The organism is Mucilaginibacter sp. RCC_168 (genome assembly GCF_041355315.1).
In the GTDB taxonomy this organism is placed as follows: domain Bacteria; phylum Bacteroidota; class Bacteroidia; order Sphingobacteriales; family Sphingobacteriaceae; genus Mucilaginibacter.
In genome coordinates this window covers 173175-191132 of record NZ_JBFUPN010000012.1, presented here as the reverse complement: position 1 = coordinate 191132, position 17958 = coordinate 173175, and the positions used below count along the sequence as shown (strand labels likewise).

Below are 17958 nucleotides of genomic sequence, written 5' to 3'. Positions count from 1 at the left end.
TTAAAATAGTCGTTATCCCAATGAATCGTGATAACGACTATTTTATGTTTTTATAAACCTTGAACCAATTTAACAACGGCATCTAAAATAGAGCCTAAAGCTGTAAATACGGCGCCAAGCAGATCACCTAAGCCGTATCCACCGTTAACATTGATCATTTCCTTAGCATCCATTTCCTGAACACCAAGTTCTTTTAATTCTAAATTTTTCATAATTGTGAGTGTTTATTTGTTTTTTTTACGAAAATGAGCCAAATTAAGTTGACTCTGTTGAAAAGAAAATAGCCGTACCCTTAAGCATTTAAGAGCAACGGCTATTGCTTATCTTACAAGCCGCCCTGAAGTAATTGAAATAGCGAGCCCAATGTTTTGGTAAGGAGTGAACCTGTATCAGTTAATACACCTGCTAAAAATTTCAAAACAGGCTCAAGGTTAAGACTGATTGAAATGTCGCCTAAACCACCACCGTTAACTTTTGTCATTTCAGCAGTATTCATTTCCTGAACACCAAGCTCCTTTAATTCTAGATTTTTCATAATTGTGTTTTTTGTATATAAAATCCCTTACTCTGTTAAGGCTTTTCAGGATACGCCTTAATCGGCAAAAGCCGATATATCAGTATACGGCTGCCTTATAGCTTTAATTAACTCAAGTCGTTGTATAAGATCTTAAATTCGATTAAGAAGACCTGACACGGAATGTAAAATATTCACAATTACATTTGAAAGCCCCGGAAGCAGGGAACCAAGCGAACCACCAATAAGAAGGGCGACATTATCAACAAGGGTAGCAACACCATCCAAAATAGCACCACCATTAACCGTAGTCATTTCAGTAGCATTCATTTCCTGGACATCCAGTTCTTTTAATTCAAGGTTTTTCATGATTGTAATCTTAAACATTTTCCTTACTCTGTTATGGCTTTTCAGGATTCGCCATGTATATAATAAGTTTTGGGAATAATCTCAGTTTAAATATATGGTAAATAACTGTTTAATTCAATTTAGGCAACAGTTATCCGTGCAACAAACCTTTAAGGGTAGTAAAAAAGGTTTTAAAGTCCTGAATGATCCCATCCAGGTTTACATTTGCCTGAAGGCCGTCTACAAGTGCCTGAACAGCATTGATGATACCTCCAATTACACTGCCGCCATTTACATCGGCCATTTCAGCAACATTCATTTCCTGAACTCCAAGTTCTTTTAATTCCAAATTTTTCATAAGGGTAGTTTAAAAAATTTCCCTACTCTGTTCATGGCTTTTCGGGATCCGCCATTTATGTGAAATTGAGGAATAGGATTTGTTACGTGCGATAGGAATAAATAGCCGTTAACCCAGCCTGGGCAACGGCTATTTAAAAGGTTTTATTATAATGCTCCAAGAATAGCACCAACGATTTTAACTTGAGTAGTAACAAAAGACACAACTTCAGTTACTGTTTTGTTAAGTTGAGCGAAAAGTGGGCCAAGGTCAATGCTGATGCCTAATAAACCACCATTAACGTTAGTCATTTCAGTAGCATTCATTTCTTGAACGCCAAGTTCTTTTAATTCTAAATTTTTCATAATAGTATTTTTTTGTTCAATAATCCCTTACTCTGTTAGGGCTTTTCAGGATTCGCCCGTCTGGCCGGCCAATAATGGCAATGCCACAAATTAATTAGAATCGCAATCAGTGAGATAAGCTGTGTTAGCCACCTTATCGGAACAGGGATCGCGAAATTGTTTTTGGGAAATAGTTAAATAAAACTAATTAGCTTTTAATGAAGCCTAAAAGCGAATTTACAGTGTAACCAACAAAGCTAACTGTGTTGTTTAACAAAATGCTTACACCTCCCAAGGCCACAAATAAAGTGTTAACCAGTATGTCGCTTAAAGGACCGCCACCGTTAACTTTTGTCATTTCAGTAGCATTCATTTCTTGAACGCCAAGTTCTTTTAATTCTAAATTTTTCATAATAGTGTTATTTATTGTTTTGTCCCCTTACTCTGTTATAGGCTTTTCAGGATACGCCTCCGTTCGGCCAAACGCTTAAAACAAATATAATATATAACAATAAATACTTGAATGCGTACCTGTTTGCGGGTACTGCTTCTGAAAGGAAAAAAGGCTTAAAAATGGGTTAAAACATTATAAAAACCTGCTTTTTAGACCAAAAGCGCACTTTTATGGCTCTATATTCAATTCATTCATTTTACTCAGCAACAGTTTCCACTCCAATTTCCTGGGCTATTTAATAAATAAAATGTTAAAATATGGGATTAACAGGCGATTTTTAAGAAAAGTAATCTATAATTAACACAATTGTTACCAAGTCAATGATTTAACTAAAAGATTAATAATTTAATTATTGGATATTTAAATATTTAACCATTCTGTAACTATATTTACCTTATCAGTATTAAATAAATTAATATTAATGTAACAATATAGTAATAAGACAAATCATACAACATACATAGTCAAGGCGTTAGCGCCAGAAACTTCAGCGTATATTAAACGATGCCCATCCGGTTTGAATCGAGCTTAACGAGGATAAAGAGCAGTATGGTAAAACTGAGCAAAGAAGAGCCGCCATAACTGATAAATGGCAGAGGTATACCTATTACAGGCACCACCCCAATGGTCATGCCAATGTTAATAACCACATGAAAAAACAATACAGAAGCCACCCCATAACCATATATGCGGGAGAAAGGCGATCGCTGCCTTTCGGCCAGATAGATCACCCGTAATATTAAAAACAGATAAAGCCCGATGACCACAACCGATCCGGCAAAACCCCACTCTTCGCCAATGGTACAAAAAATAAAGTCGGTACTTTGCTCGGGTACAAAGGAGTATTTGGTTTGTGTGCCATGTAAATAACCCTTGCCCCATAACTTGCCCGAACCAATAGCTATTTTCGATTGATTTACATTATATCCCTTGCCTTTTAAATCGGTAGTGATACCTAATAGTATATTAATACGTTCGGTTTGGTGCGGCTTTAAAACATGGGAGTAAATAAATTTAACGCTAAAAATAAACGCGACAGATATGGCCAGGCCTACCAGCATAGTAAAAATAAGCTTGCGATGCCGTCTGAATAAAAATATGATTAGGGCGGTTAATGCCACTAATGCCAGGATTACATAAACTGGATTATACAAAAGTGAAACTACAAACAGCACAATAAGCAAACCACTGATCACCAAAAAATATGGCGACAGGCCCTCTCGGTAAAGTACAAAAATAAGCGAGCAGAACACCAGCGTTGACCCGGTATCGGGTTGCAGCATGATCAGCAACATCGGGAAGCCTATTATGGCCGCTGCTATCAGAAATGATCTTAATTCGGTAACTTTTATATTAACCGAGCTCAGATAACGGGCCAATAGCAAACACGTGGAAAATTTAGCAAACTCCGAGGGCTGTAACCGGAACCCACCACCCATGTTTATCCAGGCCTGGTTACCACCCACGTTTCGGCCCACTACTAACACCAATATCAACAGCAGTACCGTTATACCGTAAAATGCAGGTGCAAGCGCGGTTAAAAACCTACTCTCCAACAACAGTATAACTATGGCTACTACGATGGATACGTTGATATAAATAAATTGCTTGCCATAGTTAGTTGAGGCATCAATAATACTCGGATGCTTTTCATCAAACACAGCAGCGTGAATATTGAACCAGCCAATAGTACACAGGGCCAGATACAGGAGCACTGTTAACCAATCTACATTGAAAAAAAAGCTGCGCTGGTTGTTTACACTCATATTATTTACCAGCCCCCCTGCCTGCTAAAAGATTGCTTAAACTTCCTGATTTATTATTGTTAGCCGTTTTGAGCTGAGCCGCTTTTTTGATCGAATCGGATTTCACCTTCCTGATTGAATCAGCTCGCACAGATCTGATACTGTCTCTTTTTCTTTCTTTTAACCTTTCTGGCAGATAAATATTTAAATCGGGCAACAGGTTGGCATTGATGTAATAATCAGGTGTAATACCCGATGGCCGTTGCGATATCGATTTTCTTAAATATTGTTCAACAATAAAACTGGCAATGGGCGCTGCCCATGTACCACCCTGCCCTGCATTCTCAACCACTACGGCTATGGCTATTTTGGGGTTATCCCTTGGGGCAAAAGCAACAAATACCGAATTATCCTTACCTGTTCTGTTTTGAGCCGTACCTGTTTTCCCGCACATGATGATGCCCGGTATTTTTGCACCTTTGGCCGTTCCGTAATCAACCACACTTTCCATACCATCAATAACCGGCTTAAAATACTGTGAATCTATGCCCACATAATTCTTCACATTGTACTCGTGTTTGATCACCTGTTTGTCGCCAATAGCTTTTATCAAATGGGGTTTGTAATAAAAACCACGATTGGCAATAGTAGCTTCGATATTGGCTAACTGCAAGGGGGTAGCTAATAATTCGCCCTGCCCTATCCCTAATGAAATAACCGTACTTGAACGCCAGCCGCCTTTATGGTATACTTTATCATAGTAGGATGCCCTTGGCAGGTTACCCCGGCCTTCGTTTGGCATATCAAGTCCTAACTTGGTACCCAAACCAAATTTGGCTACATTACCTCGCCAATAATTAAATGATGTATCGGTCTTTTTGGCCCCATTACGGTTTATCAGCTTCTCAAAAACCATATCAAAGTAACCATTACATGACTCTGCTACAGCTTTACTTAAATTAACAGCCCCGTGCACTTCGCCATGAAAACAAGGTATCCTTCTGTTACCCGCTATATAATATCCCGGACAGTAATACATGGTTTCGGGGGTAATTACCCCTTCCTGTATGGCGATAAGTGCGCTCAAAGGCTTAAATGACGACCCAGGAGGATAATAGGCCTGTATAGGCCGGATAAAAAACGGATTATAAGGATCGTTGTATAGTTTGGACGCATTGTTTCCCCGCTCCCGGCCAACCATCAGGTTGGGGTCATACGTAGGGCTGCTTACATAACATAATATTTCGCCGCTTGACGGTTCGATAGCTACGATACTACCCAGTTTGTTTTTCATCAGCTTTTCGCCCAGCTTTTGCAGGTTCATATCAAGTGATGAAGTAAGTCGTTCGCCGGGATGGGCCAAAGTATCAAAGGCGCCATTGGCAAAAGAACCTTTAGGTATGCCCCGCGAATCAACCATTTGTATTTTCACGCCCCTTTGTCCCCGCAAAACTTGTTCATAGGACTTTTCGACACCGGTAACACCAATATAATCGCCCTGGCGATAATAGCCGTTTGAGCGTTCAATATCCCGGTCCTGCACCTCGCCAATAAAACCTAAAAACTGAGCGGCAGTTGAATCGGGATAGGTTCTTACCGTACGTCGCTGCACATAAAATCCAGGAAATTCGGTTAGTTTTTCCTGGAAAGACGCGTACAACTCAAAAGGGAGCTGTTTTTCAAATATCGACTCCTTATTAGGAGAGTATTTGATGGCCTTGATCATACGCTTATCAAAGCCTTCTTTATCAATACCTAATAATTTACAAAACGCCAGCGTATCAAACGGTTTTACTTCTTTTGGATTAACTGTAATGTCATAAATGGGTACATTCTGAACCAGTATTTTACCATAACGATCAAGTATGGGGCCACGCGCCGGGTATTGGATCTCTATGCGCCTTACATTACGGTTGGCGTATAGTGTATAACGGTCATCAACTATCTGGATATAGTAAAGCCTACCCAAAAGAGTGATCATAATTACCAGAAAAATACCTGTTACAACGTAGCGACGCTCAAAAAACTTGTTCATTTACGTTCTTTCCTTCTGAAAAATAGTAATCCTGAAATAAGCATTAAAAATACAGTAAATATTGAACTCAATACAACACGGCTTAGTGTGTATTGGATTTCAGAAAAACTAAATACCTCTAAATTCAGCAGAAAGAAATGATGAAAGAGGGTAAGCACCAGGGCATAGGTAAAAAACCACCGGAACCCCATAATACTCAAGGTAGGTTCAGGTTCATTATCAAAGCCATCTTTTTGCACCGTGATGCTGATAAACAGGATACGCACCAAAGCCAGTACCACACACGCGGCTGCGTGCAGACCAGGCGTATCATAAAAAGCATCAATGGTTAATCCTAATAAAAACGACAATACAAACAGCAATATATTAGGCACCTCAAACGGAAGCAGCAAAATAAACAAGATATACAGATACGGGGTCGACAGGTTATAAAAGGTAATGTTCTTGAGCAAAAACACCTGCATAAAAACCAGCACCAGAAACCGGATAGCATTAACTAAAATAGCTCTACTCATTTTTTTTCTGTCCGGCCTCCAGATCCGTTTGCTCCTGCGCAAATTTGTTATTTATCACGTAAACATATTCCAGTTTACTAAAATCAACAGCAAGTGTCACATCCACATTAAGCAGTAAGCCGCCACCTTTAGCATGCAGGTTTGTTATTTTCCCAAAGGGAATGCCCGTAGGAAAAAGCGAATACCCCGAGGTAACTACCTGCTCACCCAGTTTCGGTTGAGCATCGTTTTGGATATCCGTTAACAATCCCTTTTTAGGGTCAAGATCAGCCCCCCATATAAATGAGCCGATCTCTTTATTATTAGCCAGCATAGCACTAAAACGGGTGTTTTTATTCAGTACCGATTGCACTATAGCCAAATGCTCTGAAACGTCAACTACCATCCCTACTACCCCCGAGCTGCAAATAACCCCCATATCCTTAGTTATACCTTCTTTACTACCCCGGTTAATGGTAATATAGTTACTGCGCTTGTTGGTGGAGTTATTGATCACTCTGGCTACAATATAGGTATACTGCTGTTTGTAAGTGGTATCAACCACCTTATGTTTTTCAATCGTATCTACATACAAAGCCGATTTTAATATCCCGCGCAGTTGGGCGTTTTCGCGGGCGAGGCTGTCATTTACTTCTTTTAACGATAAGTATGCATAAAACTGACTAACCTGTGTGTACAGCGTACCGGTAACCTTGTTGGTTGAATTAATAAAAGTAGCTTTTTGAAAGGAGTTGTATTTGATATAAATAAGCAGCGAGCTTATCTCAAAAATCAGGAATAAAAAAAACGCGTTATACTTAGTGATAAATATCAAGAGGTTACGCATCGCTTTATAATTAGTGAGTTAGTGAATTGGTGAATTAGTGAATGAAGAGAATATTTAAACTCACTAATTCACTAACCCACTAATTCAGTCATTATCAACTATTGCATTAAAAATTTAAAATTTCCTATGTTTTTAAGGGCGGTTCCTGTTCCGCGGACTACGGCACGCAGCGGATCTTCGGCAACGTGAACCGGTAGTTTTGTTTTTGCCGCTACACGTTTATCCAAACCACGCAGCAAAGCGCCACCACCTGTTAAATAAATACCTGTTTGGTAAATATCGGCCGATAGCTCGGGCGGGGTAATTTCCAATGCTTTTAATATCGCTTCCTCTATTTTGGAGATCGACTTATCCAGGCAGTGCGCGATCTCGGTATAGGATACCATGATCTGCTTTGGAACACCGGTCATCAAGTCGCGGCCCTGAACAGCAAAATCACTTGGTGGATCTGCCAATTCCGGCAAGGCGGCACCCACCTCAATTTTGATCTTCTCGGCAGTACGATCACCAATCATGATGTTATGCTGACGGCGGATATATTGTACAATGTCTGAGTCAAAGTTATCTCCCGCTACGCGGATAGACTGGTCACAAACAATACCTGACAGGGCGATAACGGCAATCTCGGTGGTACCACCACCAATATCGATGATCATGTTACCCATGGGTTCTTCCACATCAATACCGATACCTACGGCAGCGGCCATTGGCTCATGTATCAGGTAAACCTCCTTGGCACCGGCAATCTCGGCAGAGTCACGCACGGCGCGTTTCTCCACCTCGGTAATGCCCGATGGGATACAGATCACCATACGCAATGAAGGGAAAAACCAGCCTTTACCCTGGTTAATCATTTTGATCATACCCCGTATCATGTGCTCAGCAGCGTTAAAGTCGGCAATTACACCATCCTTCAGCGGGCGCACCGTACGGATGTTATCATGTGTTTTACCTTCCATTTGCATGGCCTGCCTGCCAATGGCAATTACTTTATTAGTTGTCCTGTCAAACGCCACGATAGATGGTTCGTCAACAACAACTTTGTCGTTATGTATAATGAGGGTATTCGCGGTACCCAAATCGATAGCTATTTCTTGTGTAAAAAAGTTAAATAAACCCATCTGTTGCTTCTTTCAAATAATCTGTAAAGTTTATAAAAATACGCTTAAAAAAATCACATAGTTGCAATTAAGAGCGTATAAATTTCATATTTATTGTTTGGACAGGTCGGTTAAGTTAAATTATGTTAATCGGGCTTTTGGAGTTGTAAAACTACCATTTATTTCCAATCTGCCACACTTCATCCAACCCAACAAGCCCGGTTAATCTTTAATTTTAGTGTTTAAAATGACGAACACCGGTGGTCACCATCGAAATATTTTTTTCATTACACATTTCAACAGAAAGTTTGTCGTTTATGGATCCGCCTGGTTGTAATATAGCTGTTATACCCGCTTCTGCGGCCAACTCGGCACAATCCGGGAACGGGAAAAAAGCATCAGATGCCATCACCGCGCCATGCAGATCGAAGCCAAAACTATGCGCTTTGATAACCGCCTGTTTTAAAGAATCAACTCTTGAGGTTTGACCAACACCGCTGGCCATCAGCTGACCATTTTTAGCAAATACTATAGTGTTAGATTTAGTGTGTTTTACCACCTTGTTGGCAAAAAACAGATCATGCAGTTCGTGCTCAGTCGGTTTTCTGTTGGTAACCGGGGTCATTTGAGCCGGACCTTCAATAACCGCGTCTTTATCCTGCTCAATAACACCGTTCAATAAAGTTTTGAACTGCTTGGTTGGCAAAGCCACCGGTTGGCGGACCAAAATAATACGGTTCTTTTTGCTCTGTAAAATTTGTACGGCTTCGTCGGTATAAGCCGGGGCTATCAGTACTTCGTAAAATATTTTGCTGATCTCCGTAGCCGTATCCGCGTTGATCTCATCATTGGCAATGATCACACCGCCAAAAGCTGAAACCGGGTCGCAGGCCAGCGCATCGATCCAGGCTTCTTTAATAAAAGAGCGTGAGGCAATACCGCAAGCGTTGGTATGTTTTAATATAGCCACAGTTGGCTCGGTAAACTCGTCGATCAAAGCAACGGCTGCATCCACGTCGACCAGGTTGTTGTAAGATAATTCCTTACCGTGCAGTTTGGTGAACATGGCGTCAAGGTCGCCGTAAAACACACCGCCCTGATGCGGGTTTTCGCCGTAACGCAAAACCTGACTGCTTTGTATGCTTTGTTTAAATACCGGCAGCGGCTCTTCCTGGTTAAAATATTGGAAAATAGCGGTATCGTAATGTGATGATATATTGAATGCTTTTTGAGCGAATGAACGGCGTTGATCAAGCGTAGTTGCGCCGCCCTGTGTTTTCAGAATATCTTCCAGCGTACCGTAATCATTTTTGGAAGCTACGATTACTACATCCTTAAAGTTTTTTGCTGCCGCGCGGATCAGCGAAATACCACCGATATCGATCTTCTCGATCACATCTTCCTGGGCTGCGCCTGATTTTACGGTTTCTTCAAAAGGATAAAGATCAACAATTACCAGGTCAATCTCCGGTATCTCGTACTGGGCCAGCTGCTGTCCGTCACCATCAAAACTCCTGCGGGCAAGGATGCCTCCAAACACTTTGGGGTGCAGGGTTTTAACACGTCCGCCTAAAATAGATGGGTATGATGTAAGGTCCTCCACAGGCACCACATTAACACCCAGATTACGGATAAAAGTTTCGGTTCCGCCGGTGGAATAGATCTCGACACCAAGGCGGTTTAACTCCAGGATAATAGGCTCTAAATTATCTTTGTAGTAAACAGAAATTAAAGCGTTTTTTATTTGAACAGACTGGCTCATGCACACGTAATTTTTTGAGCCGCAAAGGTAGTGATATTTAGTTAATTGATTAATTTTTTCTGAAGGAAAAACAGTTCATAGTTAATGGTTCATAGATCATAGCTAAGGACATTATCATTCAACTGGTTCAAATTACTCCTATGAACTATCCACTATGATCTATGAACCATTAACTATGAACCAAAATAAAAAACCACTAACTTCACCGCCCGAAATCATATATTCAATTTATGAAATTATTAGAAGGAAAAATAGCGCTTATTACCGGCGCCTCAAAAGGTATAGGGCGTAAAATAGCCGAGAAATTTGCCGAGCAAGGCGCCAACGTGGCATTTACCTATTTATCGTCGGTTGAAAAAGGCCAGGCCCTGGAGCAGGAGCTGCAAAGCTTTGGCACCAAAGTAAAAGGCTACCGCTCTGATGCTTCCAAATTTGAAGAAGCCGAAAAACTGATCAATGATATTGTAGCCGATTTTGGCACCTTACATATAGTGGTTAATAACGCCGGTATCACTAAAGATGGCCTGCTGATGCGCATGACCGAAGAGAACTGGGACGAAGTGCTGAACGTAAACCTGAAATCGATATTTAATGTGACCAAAGCGGCCTCCAAGATCATGATGAAAAACCGCAATGGTGTGTTCATCAATATGAGCTCTGTGGTAGGTGTACAAGGCAATGCCGGTCAAGCCAATTATGCTGCTTCCAAAGCGGGCATCATCGGTTTTTCCAAATCGGTAGCCAAGGAACTGGGTTCACGTAACATCCGTACTAATGTTGTGGCGCCAGGCTTTATCAAAACCGAAATGACAGACGTACTTGATCCTAAAGTGGTTGAAGGCTGGGAGGCTGATATCCCGCTGAAACGTGCCGGACAGCCCGAAGATGTGGCCAATGCCTGCGTTTTCCTGGCATCAGATATGGCTACCTATATTACCGGCCAGGTGATCCCGGTTGATGGTGGAATGCTTTAATTGGAAGTAAAAAGTCAAAACCTTCGGGGAGATTATGTCATCCTGAACTTGTTTCAGGATCTCTCAGGGCAAGTAACTCACCAAAATTATATATTTAAACAAGGCCAGCATCAGCTGGCCTTGTTTGTTTTAGTGAACAATTATTGTGAGGTGATAATGTGTCTAAAATTTGATAACTTAGACTATAAACCATTACCTAAACTATGAACAAGCTTTTTTTCCTGTTTTTTTTAATACCAGCCATTGCTTTTGGGCAAAAAAAGCTACCCGGACCGCCGACCAAGGAAGATGAGGAAATTGCGGAAAGAAATTATCAATGCCTTAATCATCACAAATATAATGCGACACAAAGGCGAACCCTCTTTCCGTTTAACACAGCAAAAAGTATTATTTTGATATCCTTTAATGACACAAAAGCTGATATCAATTATTTACCGGTTAAAAATCATGTCTTAATTTCGGGTAAAGTAAGGGAACGCAAGATTTTGTCAAAAACAGGGATCGATTCCTTAACAGATATATTATTTAATGTTGGTTATACATCACATAACGGACCTTTAGAAATAGCTGATCCTGGAGCCAACTGCTATAATCCCAGGAATGCAATACTGTTTATGGATAACAATGAGCGAGTAGCCCAATATATTGAATATTGTTTTCAGTGTCAACATAATCGGCTCAGCTCAAAAAATATAAAAGATATTGAATATTGTGAACAGAAGTATGATATCTTAAAAACCTTTTTTCTATCACAAGGAATTAAAATTGGCACCCTACTGGAAACAAGATAATTGAGCATTCAAACGTATGACATATAAGAAAACTTTCCTTACCATGGTAACTGCAGTTTGCTTGTCATGTTTTGTTTTTACCGATAGCATCGCCCAAACCAACAAGGATACCTGCGTAGGCAAACAGGATTCCATTCTACATAAGTTTGTTTATAACAAGGTTGACGAGGCACCCGAACCCGAGGGAGGGTTGGATAAGATGGGTGATGTGCTCATGAAGAATATAAAACTTCCTCAAGATTCTTCTTTTTACGCGGGCAGTGCAATTGTTGTTTTTGTAATTGAACCTAACGGAACAATCGATGGGAAAAGGATTACAAGAGATTCATCGGGAGATAAACAACTTTTGGGTAAACATGTACTGGATATTATTAGTAAGATTAAATGGAAACCGGCTAAATGTAATGGGCAACCGGTACCCTGTTTGTATGCCTTGCCGGTTCATATTAATTGAGTGAATAAAAACTTATTCCCCGCATTTCACAATAATTTCGCATTTTGCAGCTGAGCGTAAAACGTATTGCGTTATACATTACAACCTATAAAAAATGTTTTCAATAACCTGGGGATCGATTTCCGGATGGTGGGTGCCTGTTTGTTTAATACTGGGTATATTTTATGCCTGGCTATTATACCGGCAACCGGTTAACCTGGGCAAAAATTTCAGGTTGTGGTTATCCGTTCTCCGTGCTTTGGTGGTGTTTGTTATCGCCATTTTGCTGGTTTCACCACTGGTAAAAACCATCAAATATGATCCGCAGAAACCTTTGGTACTCATCGCCCAGGATAATTCATCATCCATCAATACATTTAAACCTGCCGGTTTTAATTCTGCTCAAGTCATAAACGATCTGACTAAACTCAAACAGCAGTTGGGCGATAAATATGATGTGCAGGAGTTTAATTTCAGCAAAGACCTGGCTAATGGCCTGTCTGATAAGTTCAATGGTAAGCAAACCGATATTGCGGGAGCTTTACAGCAACTCAATAACCGCTTTGCAAATCAGAATATCGGCGCACTGGTTTTAGCCACCGATGGCTTATACAACCAAGGTAACGATCCGCAGTACGAAGCCAAAAACATCAAAACCAGCATTTATACCATTGCCCTGGGCGATACCGTTGCCAAACGCGACCTGCTTATTGGCAACGTCAATTACAATAAGACCGCCTTTTTGGGTAATGATTTTGAGATAGAGGTTTTAGCAGCAGCCTACCAAAGCAAGGGCGAAAACATACATATTACCGTTACCGAAGATGGCAGGCCCGTATTCACCCAAACTATTCCGGTTGCTTCGGCCGATTTTAAAAAGACGGTCCCCATCAAGTTAACTGCTGATAAAAAAGGCTTGCGTAAATATAACATCAGCATTGCCCCGGTTAAAAACGAACTATCTACCCAAAACAATACCGAAACTATTTATGTAGATGTGCTGGATGCCCGGCAAAAGGTACTGGTTGTGTACCGCAGTCCGCACCCGGATATTACAGTTATTAAGCAGGCTATTGAAACTAATAAAAACTTCGAGGTAAAAACCACGTTGCTCACAGATATCGCTGCTATTAAACTGGCCGATTACAGCCTGGTTATCCTTTACCAGATCCCTGCAGGAGAATACGCGCCGCTAAAAAACTTTATCACTAAAAGCAAGATCCCCGTTTGGTATATACTGGGCTCGCAAACCGATCTGCAGGCTTTTAATGCCGAGCAAAACAGCGTCAAGATCAGTGCGGGTCGTTCCGAATCGCAGGAAGTACTGGCCCTGCCCGAAGCTGGTTTTTCGGCTTTTACCCTGTCCGATTCATCACGCAAAAAAATAGCGGTAATGCCGCCACTTCTTGCTCCCTTTGGCAGTTATGGCATAGCTGCAAATACCGCTGTACTGTTAAAACAAAAAATTGGCGCGGTAGCTACTACCTACCCCCTGTTGGCTTTTGCTGATGATGCCGGGCGCCGTACCGCTATACTCACCGGCGAAGGCCTGTGGCGCTGGCAACTGGCCGAGTATCAGAATTATGGCAACCGCAACGCTACCGACGAATTGCTGAGCCAAACCGTACAATACCTAACCGCCAATGCCAATCGCCAGCGATTCAGGGTATACCCTGCCCGCAATGTTTTTGACGAGGGCGAAAACGTGATCTTGAATGCCGAACTGTATAACGATGCCCTGGAACTGATCAATACGCCAGATGTCAGGATCGAGCTGAAGAACCAGGCGGGTAAAAATTACAGCTTCCTGTTTAGCCGCAGCGGGCAAAGCTACCAGCTGGATGCCGGTACACTACCCATTGGCGAATACAGTTACACTGCTACTACTCAAAATGACACCCAACGCTTTAATGCCAGCGGACAATTGACCGTAAAACCGCTTAACCTGGAAACACGCCAAAGTGCTGCCAATCATCAGTTGCTAAACACCATAGCTAAACAAAGCGGCGGCCAAATGCTATATCCGAATCAACTCAACCAGCTTGCCGACCTCATCCGCAAAAACGACAATATCAAAACCGTTGTTTACGAAGACAAACACTACAGCGATGTCATCGATGTAAAATGGGTATTTGTGCTGATCCTCCTGTTGCTATCCGGCGAGTGGTTTTTAAGGAAACGTGAAGGCGAAGTTTAAAGGAGAGGCAAGAGATTAGAATCAAGAAATAAGATTGTTTATGATGTTTGTGATCGATGTTTGGAAGAATGACTTTTACAAAAACGATGTCATTTCGATAGAGCATGGGCGGATATGAGCGTGGTGCGAAAGAGAAATCTTCTACTGCGTACAAAGTCCCAATTGCATGTCGAAGAAGATTTCTCCTCGTACCTCGTTCGAAATGACAAACTTTTTTATTAGAAATAAGATAATATCCCCTATTAGTTATCTTATTTATTTCAATAAATTACAGCATAAATTCCCCGATCAAATTTCATGTCAGACACTACCACAGCCAGCATATCCAATAAACATAAATTATTGGGTTTAGACCATTTACGGGCATTGGCCATTACCTATGTTTTGCTGTTTCATTACCAGCTTTTCGGTCATCCGGAATGGGTAAGTAAAATAGGTAGTTTTGGCTGGACTGGCGTCGACCTGTTTTTTGTTTTAAGTGGTTTTTTGATCGCCGGTCAGCTTTTTAATACCATCAAAAACGGCAAAGCCATTGATATGCGCGAGTTTTTCGCAAAGCGTTTTTTCCGGATCATTCCACCTTACCTGGTAGTGCTGCTATTATATACCGCCATCCTATTCCTGCGCGAACGGGAGCACATGGCCCCACTCTGGAAATATTTCACCTTTACCCTCAATTTTGGATTGGATCTGAAAACAACCGGAACCTTTACACACGCCTGGTCGTTATGTGTGGAAGAACAGTTCTATTTAATACTGCCTTTAACCTTTTGGCTGCTCAGCTATTTTAAAGCGGGAAAAAAAGCCATCTACATCCTGGCTATGTTGTTTATTGCCGGTTTTATGATCAGGTATGCTGGCTGGCACTATTTTTTAGCGCCCCACCTATCCGAAGATGATTTTGGGGCGATATGGCACCAGGTGATCTACTACCCTACCTACAATCGCTTGGATGGATTGCTTATTGGGGTGAGCATTGCCGGCGCATATACTTTTTATCCGCGGATAAAAGAAATAGCGAACAGGTACAATCACCTCCTGATGCTGCTGGGCCTGATAATTTTAATAGCTGCTTACTTTGTTTGCTCGCCCGGAGATAACCTTATCAGTACTGTTTGGGGCTTTCCCCTGGTTTCGTTGGGATATGGATTGATTTTGGCAGCCATCGTTTGCCCCTCAAATTTCCTGTATCGTCGCCAGTCGGCCATTACCGCTCAACTGGCTGCTTTGTCTTACAGCGTCTATCTTTCGCACAAGCTGGTGATCCACCTTACCCAAAACCTGCTCCAAAAAACCGGCATCGACAAAAACAGTAATCTGATGATGCTTTGCTGCCTCCTCAGCACCATAGCATGCGCGCTGATATTAAGATACGTTATTGAGAAACCATCACTGAGGGTTAGGGATAAACTATTGCATCGCTGGAAACACAGTAAAAAGCATGTGGCTGTGGAAGCGGTATGACGGTAAATAAGAAATATAAAATGCGTCATTGCGAGGTACGAAGCAATCTCTACATAGGCAGGTCTATTATGAATACCTCTTTACTCTGTATAGCATAGAGATTGCTTCGTACCTCGCAATGACGTGGTTGAAAAAAATACTTTTTTAATGGGGATATGAAGACCTTGTTTTTCCACCACAAAAAAAGCGATGAGTAAACCCATCGCTTTCTATATCTTAATTCCTGACTCTTATCTCTTGATTCTATTTTTCTTTTTTCTGGTGCACAATCACATAAACATCCTCATTGTCTTTTTTCATGAGGTATTTTTCGCGGGCAAATTTTTCGAGTTTTTGGGGGTTCGAGGTTAGCTCGTCCAGCTCTTTGTTTACCTGGTCGGTCTCTTTTTTATAAAAATCGCGTTCTTCTTTTAGCTTATTTACCTGGCGGCGATATTCATACTGTGAAAACAGATCGTTTTTGTCGAAGAATATCATCCATACTAAAAAAGCCAGGGTAACCAGAAAAAACTTATTCTTTACCAGGTTAATGAGGCGTTTCATGGATATAGGCTCTATAAATTTCATTTAAAAATATTTAAAAAATTGTAGAGGTACAAATATGCTTATTAACTTATTAACATTGGAAAATTGTTCATTGGTTCATTAGCTCATTGGTTCATTGGTATAAAATGGCTACTAAGTAACCCGTAATAAAGACCCAATAAACTAATGAACAAGTGAACCAATGAACTAAACTATCTTCCCGATGAACGGCTGGCTCCACTCATGCCGCTTGCGCCGCCTGGCTTGCTGCCCCCGCGGTTGTTGCCACCACCTGAGCGGTTACCACCACCCGAACGATTGCCACCGCCGCCATTGCCGCCACGGCGTTTGTTGTTACCGCCACCGCTACGACCACCCGATGAGCCGTTACGTAAATTGGCATTAGCCGTTCCTTTTTTGGCGCCCATGCCAGCGGCTATAGCTACCGGACTAAGCGGATAAGGATGTGCTTCTTCTACAGGGATCTCCTTAGCTATGAGTTTATGGATATCCTTTAAAAATTCTATTTCATCCTCATCGCAAAAAGAAAGCGCTATACCGCTTGCTCCCGCACGGCCGGTACGGCCAATACGGTGTACATAGGTTTCGGGAATGTTCGGGATCTCGTAGTTGATCACGTGGGTCAACTCATCAATATCAATACCGCGTGCGGCAATATCAGTAGCTATCAATACGCGCGTAGTGCGGTTTTTGAAATTGGTAAGGGCACGCTGACGCGCGTTTTGTGATTTATTACCGTGAATAGCTTCGGCAGTGATGCCTGCACGTATCAGGTCTTTCACCACCTTATCGGCGCCGTGCTTGGTACGGGTAAATACCAGGGCTGTTTTAATATTTTTATCCTTCAGGATATGGATCAGCAATGATTTTTTATCGCCTTTATCTACATAGAAAAGCGACTGCTGGATGGTATCGGCAGTTGACGATACCGGGGTAACTTCAATTTTTTCGGGATCAGACAGGATGCTGTCGGCCAGCTGTTGTATCTCTTTAGGCATGGTAGCCGAAAAGAACAGGGTTTGCCTTTTAGCCGGCACTTTGGTAATGATCTTTTTAACATCATGTACAAAGCCCATATCCAGCATCCGGTCTGCCTCATCCAGAATCAGCATTTTTACGTGCTCCAGGTGTACATAGCGTTGGTTAACCAGATCAAGCAAACGACCGGGGGTTGCTATCAGGATATCCACGCCGCGCCTTAAAGCGTCAACCTGTGGGTTTTGTGATACACCGCCAAAAATAACCAGGTTTTTTAAACCTGTATGTTTACCGTAGGCTGTAAAGCTTTCGGCAATTTGTATAGCCAGCTCGCGGGTTGGGGTAAGGATAAGCGCTTTAATGGTTTTTTGTTCCTTATGCTGTATCCTGTCCTGATGCAGCAATTGCAAAATAGGCAACGCGAAGGCGGCGGTTTTCCCGGTACCGGTTTGGGCGCAGCCTAAAAGGTCGCGTCGTTGCAGTACAATAGGTATAGCTTGCGCCTGTATAGGGGTTGGTGAGGTATAGCCCTCGGTTTTTAAAGCCTTTAATAAGGGCTCAATTAAATTTAAATTTTCGAATGACATGTAATGAT

General features: G+C 41.7%; 19 protein-coding genes. 5 read left to right on the top strand and 14 right to left on the bottom strand.

What is annotated here, in order from left to right; translation table 11 throughout:
- Nucleotides 1-50: 50 nt before the first annotated feature.
- The 12 genes from AB6735_RS13415 to purH form a co-directional block, all read right to left on the bottom strand.
- Nucleotides 51-212 carry a hypothetical protein gene (locus tag AB6735_RS13415; protein WP_172336958.1) on the bottom strand — a complete coding sequence of 54 codons (162 nt, stop codon included), beginning with the start codon at nt 210-212 and terminating at the stop codon, nt 51-53.
- Between the two features lie 113 nt (nt 213-325).
- Nucleotides 326-535, bottom strand: a complete 210-nt coding sequence (locus tag AB6735_RS13410; RefSeq protein ID WP_370996356.1) for a hypothetical protein — start codon at nt 533-535, stop codon at nt 326-328.
- A gap of 132 nt (nt 536-667) precedes the next feature.
- Nucleotides 668-883, bottom strand: coding sequence for a hypothetical protein (locus tag AB6735_RS13405; protein WP_370996355.1), 216 nt, complete (start codon nt 881-883; stop codon nt 668-670).
- A gap of 130 nt (nt 884-1013) precedes the next feature.
- Complete coding sequence (locus AB6735_RS13400; RefSeq protein ID WP_370996354.1) at nt 1014-1220, bottom strand: hypothetical protein; 207 nt, start codon at nt 1218-1220, stop codon at nt 1014-1016.
- Nucleotides 1221-1366: 146 nt separating this feature from the next.
- Nucleotides 1367-1564 carry a hypothetical protein gene (locus AB6735_RS13395; protein WP_370996353.1) on the bottom strand — a complete coding sequence of 66 codons (198 nt, stop codon included), beginning with the start codon at nt 1562-1564 and terminating at the stop codon, nt 1367-1369.
- A gap of 187 nt (nt 1565-1751) precedes the next feature.
- Nucleotides 1752-1955: a hypothetical protein gene (locus AB6735_RS13390; protein WP_370996352.1), complete on the bottom strand. Its 204-nt coding sequence runs from the start codon at nt 1953-1955 to the stop codon at nt 1752-1754.
- A gap of 539 nt (nt 1956-2494) precedes the next feature.
- Nucleotides 2495-3763 carry a rod shape-determining protein RodA gene (gene rodA, locus AB6735_RS13385; RefSeq protein ID WP_370996351.1) on the bottom strand — a complete coding sequence of 423 codons (1269 nt, stop codon included), beginning with the start codon at nt 3761-3763 and terminating at the stop codon, nt 2495-2497.
- Between the two features lies 1 nt (nt 3764).
- Entirely contained in the window at nt 3765-5777 is a 2013-nt protein-coding gene (gene mrdA, locus AB6735_RS13380) for a penicillin-binding protein 2 (RefSeq protein WP_370996350.1), read from the bottom strand.
- A complete protein-coding gene (locus AB6735_RS13375) occupies nt 5774-6292 on the bottom strand; it encodes a rod shape-determining protein MreD (RefSeq protein WP_370996349.1) in 519 nt (172 codons plus the stop codon). Before AB6735_RS13375 ends, mrdA begins: the two co-directional genes overlap by 4 nt.
- On the bottom strand, nt 6285-7118 hold the full coding sequence (gene mreC, locus AB6735_RS13370; protein ID WP_370996348.1) for a rod shape-determining protein MreC: 834 nt from the start codon (nt 7116-7118) through the stop codon (nt 6285-6287). Before mreC ends, AB6735_RS13375 begins: the two co-directional genes overlap by 8 nt.
- A gap of 98 nt (nt 7119-7216) precedes the next feature.
- The gene (locus AB6735_RS13365) at nt 7217-8239 is read right to left on the bottom strand and encodes a rod shape-determining protein (protein ID WP_076378059.1); all 1023 of its coding nucleotides are present in this window, start codon (nt 8237-8239) and stop codon (nt 7217-7219) included.
- Nucleotides 8240-8453: 214 nt separating this feature from the next.
- Complete coding sequence (gene purH / locus AB6735_RS13360) at nt 8454-9980, bottom strand: bifunctional phosphoribosylaminoimidazolecarboxamide formyltransferase/IMP cyclohydrolase (RefSeq protein ID WP_370996347.1); 1527 nt, start codon at nt 9978-9980, stop codon at nt 8454-8456.
- Nucleotides 9981-10210: 230 nt separating this feature from the next.
- Between purH and fabG the strand changes: the two genes are divergently transcribed.
- The 5 genes from fabG to AB6735_RS13335 all read left to right on the top strand — a co-directional run bounded on the left by fabG (nt 10211) and on the right by AB6735_RS13335 (nt 15839).
- Nucleotides 10211-10954, top strand: coding sequence for a 3-oxoacyl-[acyl-carrier-protein] reductase (gene fabG / locus AB6735_RS13355; RefSeq protein ID WP_370996346.1), 744 nt, complete (start codon nt 10211-10213; stop codon nt 10952-10954).
- A gap of 203 nt (nt 10955-11157) precedes the next feature.
- The gene (locus AB6735_RS13350; RefSeq protein WP_370996345.1) at nt 11158-11745 is read left to right on the top strand and encodes a hypothetical protein; all 588 of its coding nucleotides are present in this window, start codon (nt 11158-11160) and stop codon (nt 11743-11745) included.
- A 16-nt stretch (nt 11746-11761) separates the two neighbouring features.
- Nucleotides 11762-12199 carry an energy transducer TonB gene (locus AB6735_RS13345; RefSeq protein WP_370996344.1) on the top strand — a complete coding sequence of 146 codons (438 nt, stop codon included), beginning with the start codon at nt 11762-11764 and terminating at the stop codon, nt 12197-12199.
- Between the two features lie 94 nt (nt 12200-12293).
- Nucleotides 12294-14375: a hypothetical protein gene (locus AB6735_RS13340; RefSeq protein ID WP_370996343.1), complete on the top strand. Its 2082-nt coding sequence runs from the start codon at nt 12294-12296 to the stop codon at nt 14373-14375.
- Between the two features lie 297 nt (nt 14376-14672).
- Complete coding sequence (locus AB6735_RS13335; protein ID WP_370996342.1) at nt 14673-15839, top strand: acyltransferase family protein; 1167 nt, start codon at nt 14673-14675, stop codon at nt 15837-15839.
- A 243-nt stretch (nt 15840-16082) separates the two neighbouring features.
- Here AB6735_RS13335 and AB6735_RS13330 read toward each other — a convergent pair whose 3' ends face one another.
- Nucleotides 16083-16406: a septum formation initiator family protein gene (locus tag AB6735_RS13330; protein ID WP_370996341.1), complete on the bottom strand. Its 324-nt coding sequence runs from the start codon at nt 16404-16406 to the stop codon at nt 16083-16085.
- 170 nt (nt 16407-16576) lie between these two features.
- Complete coding sequence (locus tag AB6735_RS13325) at nt 16577-17950, bottom strand: DEAD/DEAH box helicase (RefSeq protein WP_370996340.1); 1374 nt, start codon at nt 17948-17950, stop codon at nt 16577-16579.
- Nucleotides 17951-17958: the final 8 nt, after the last annotated feature.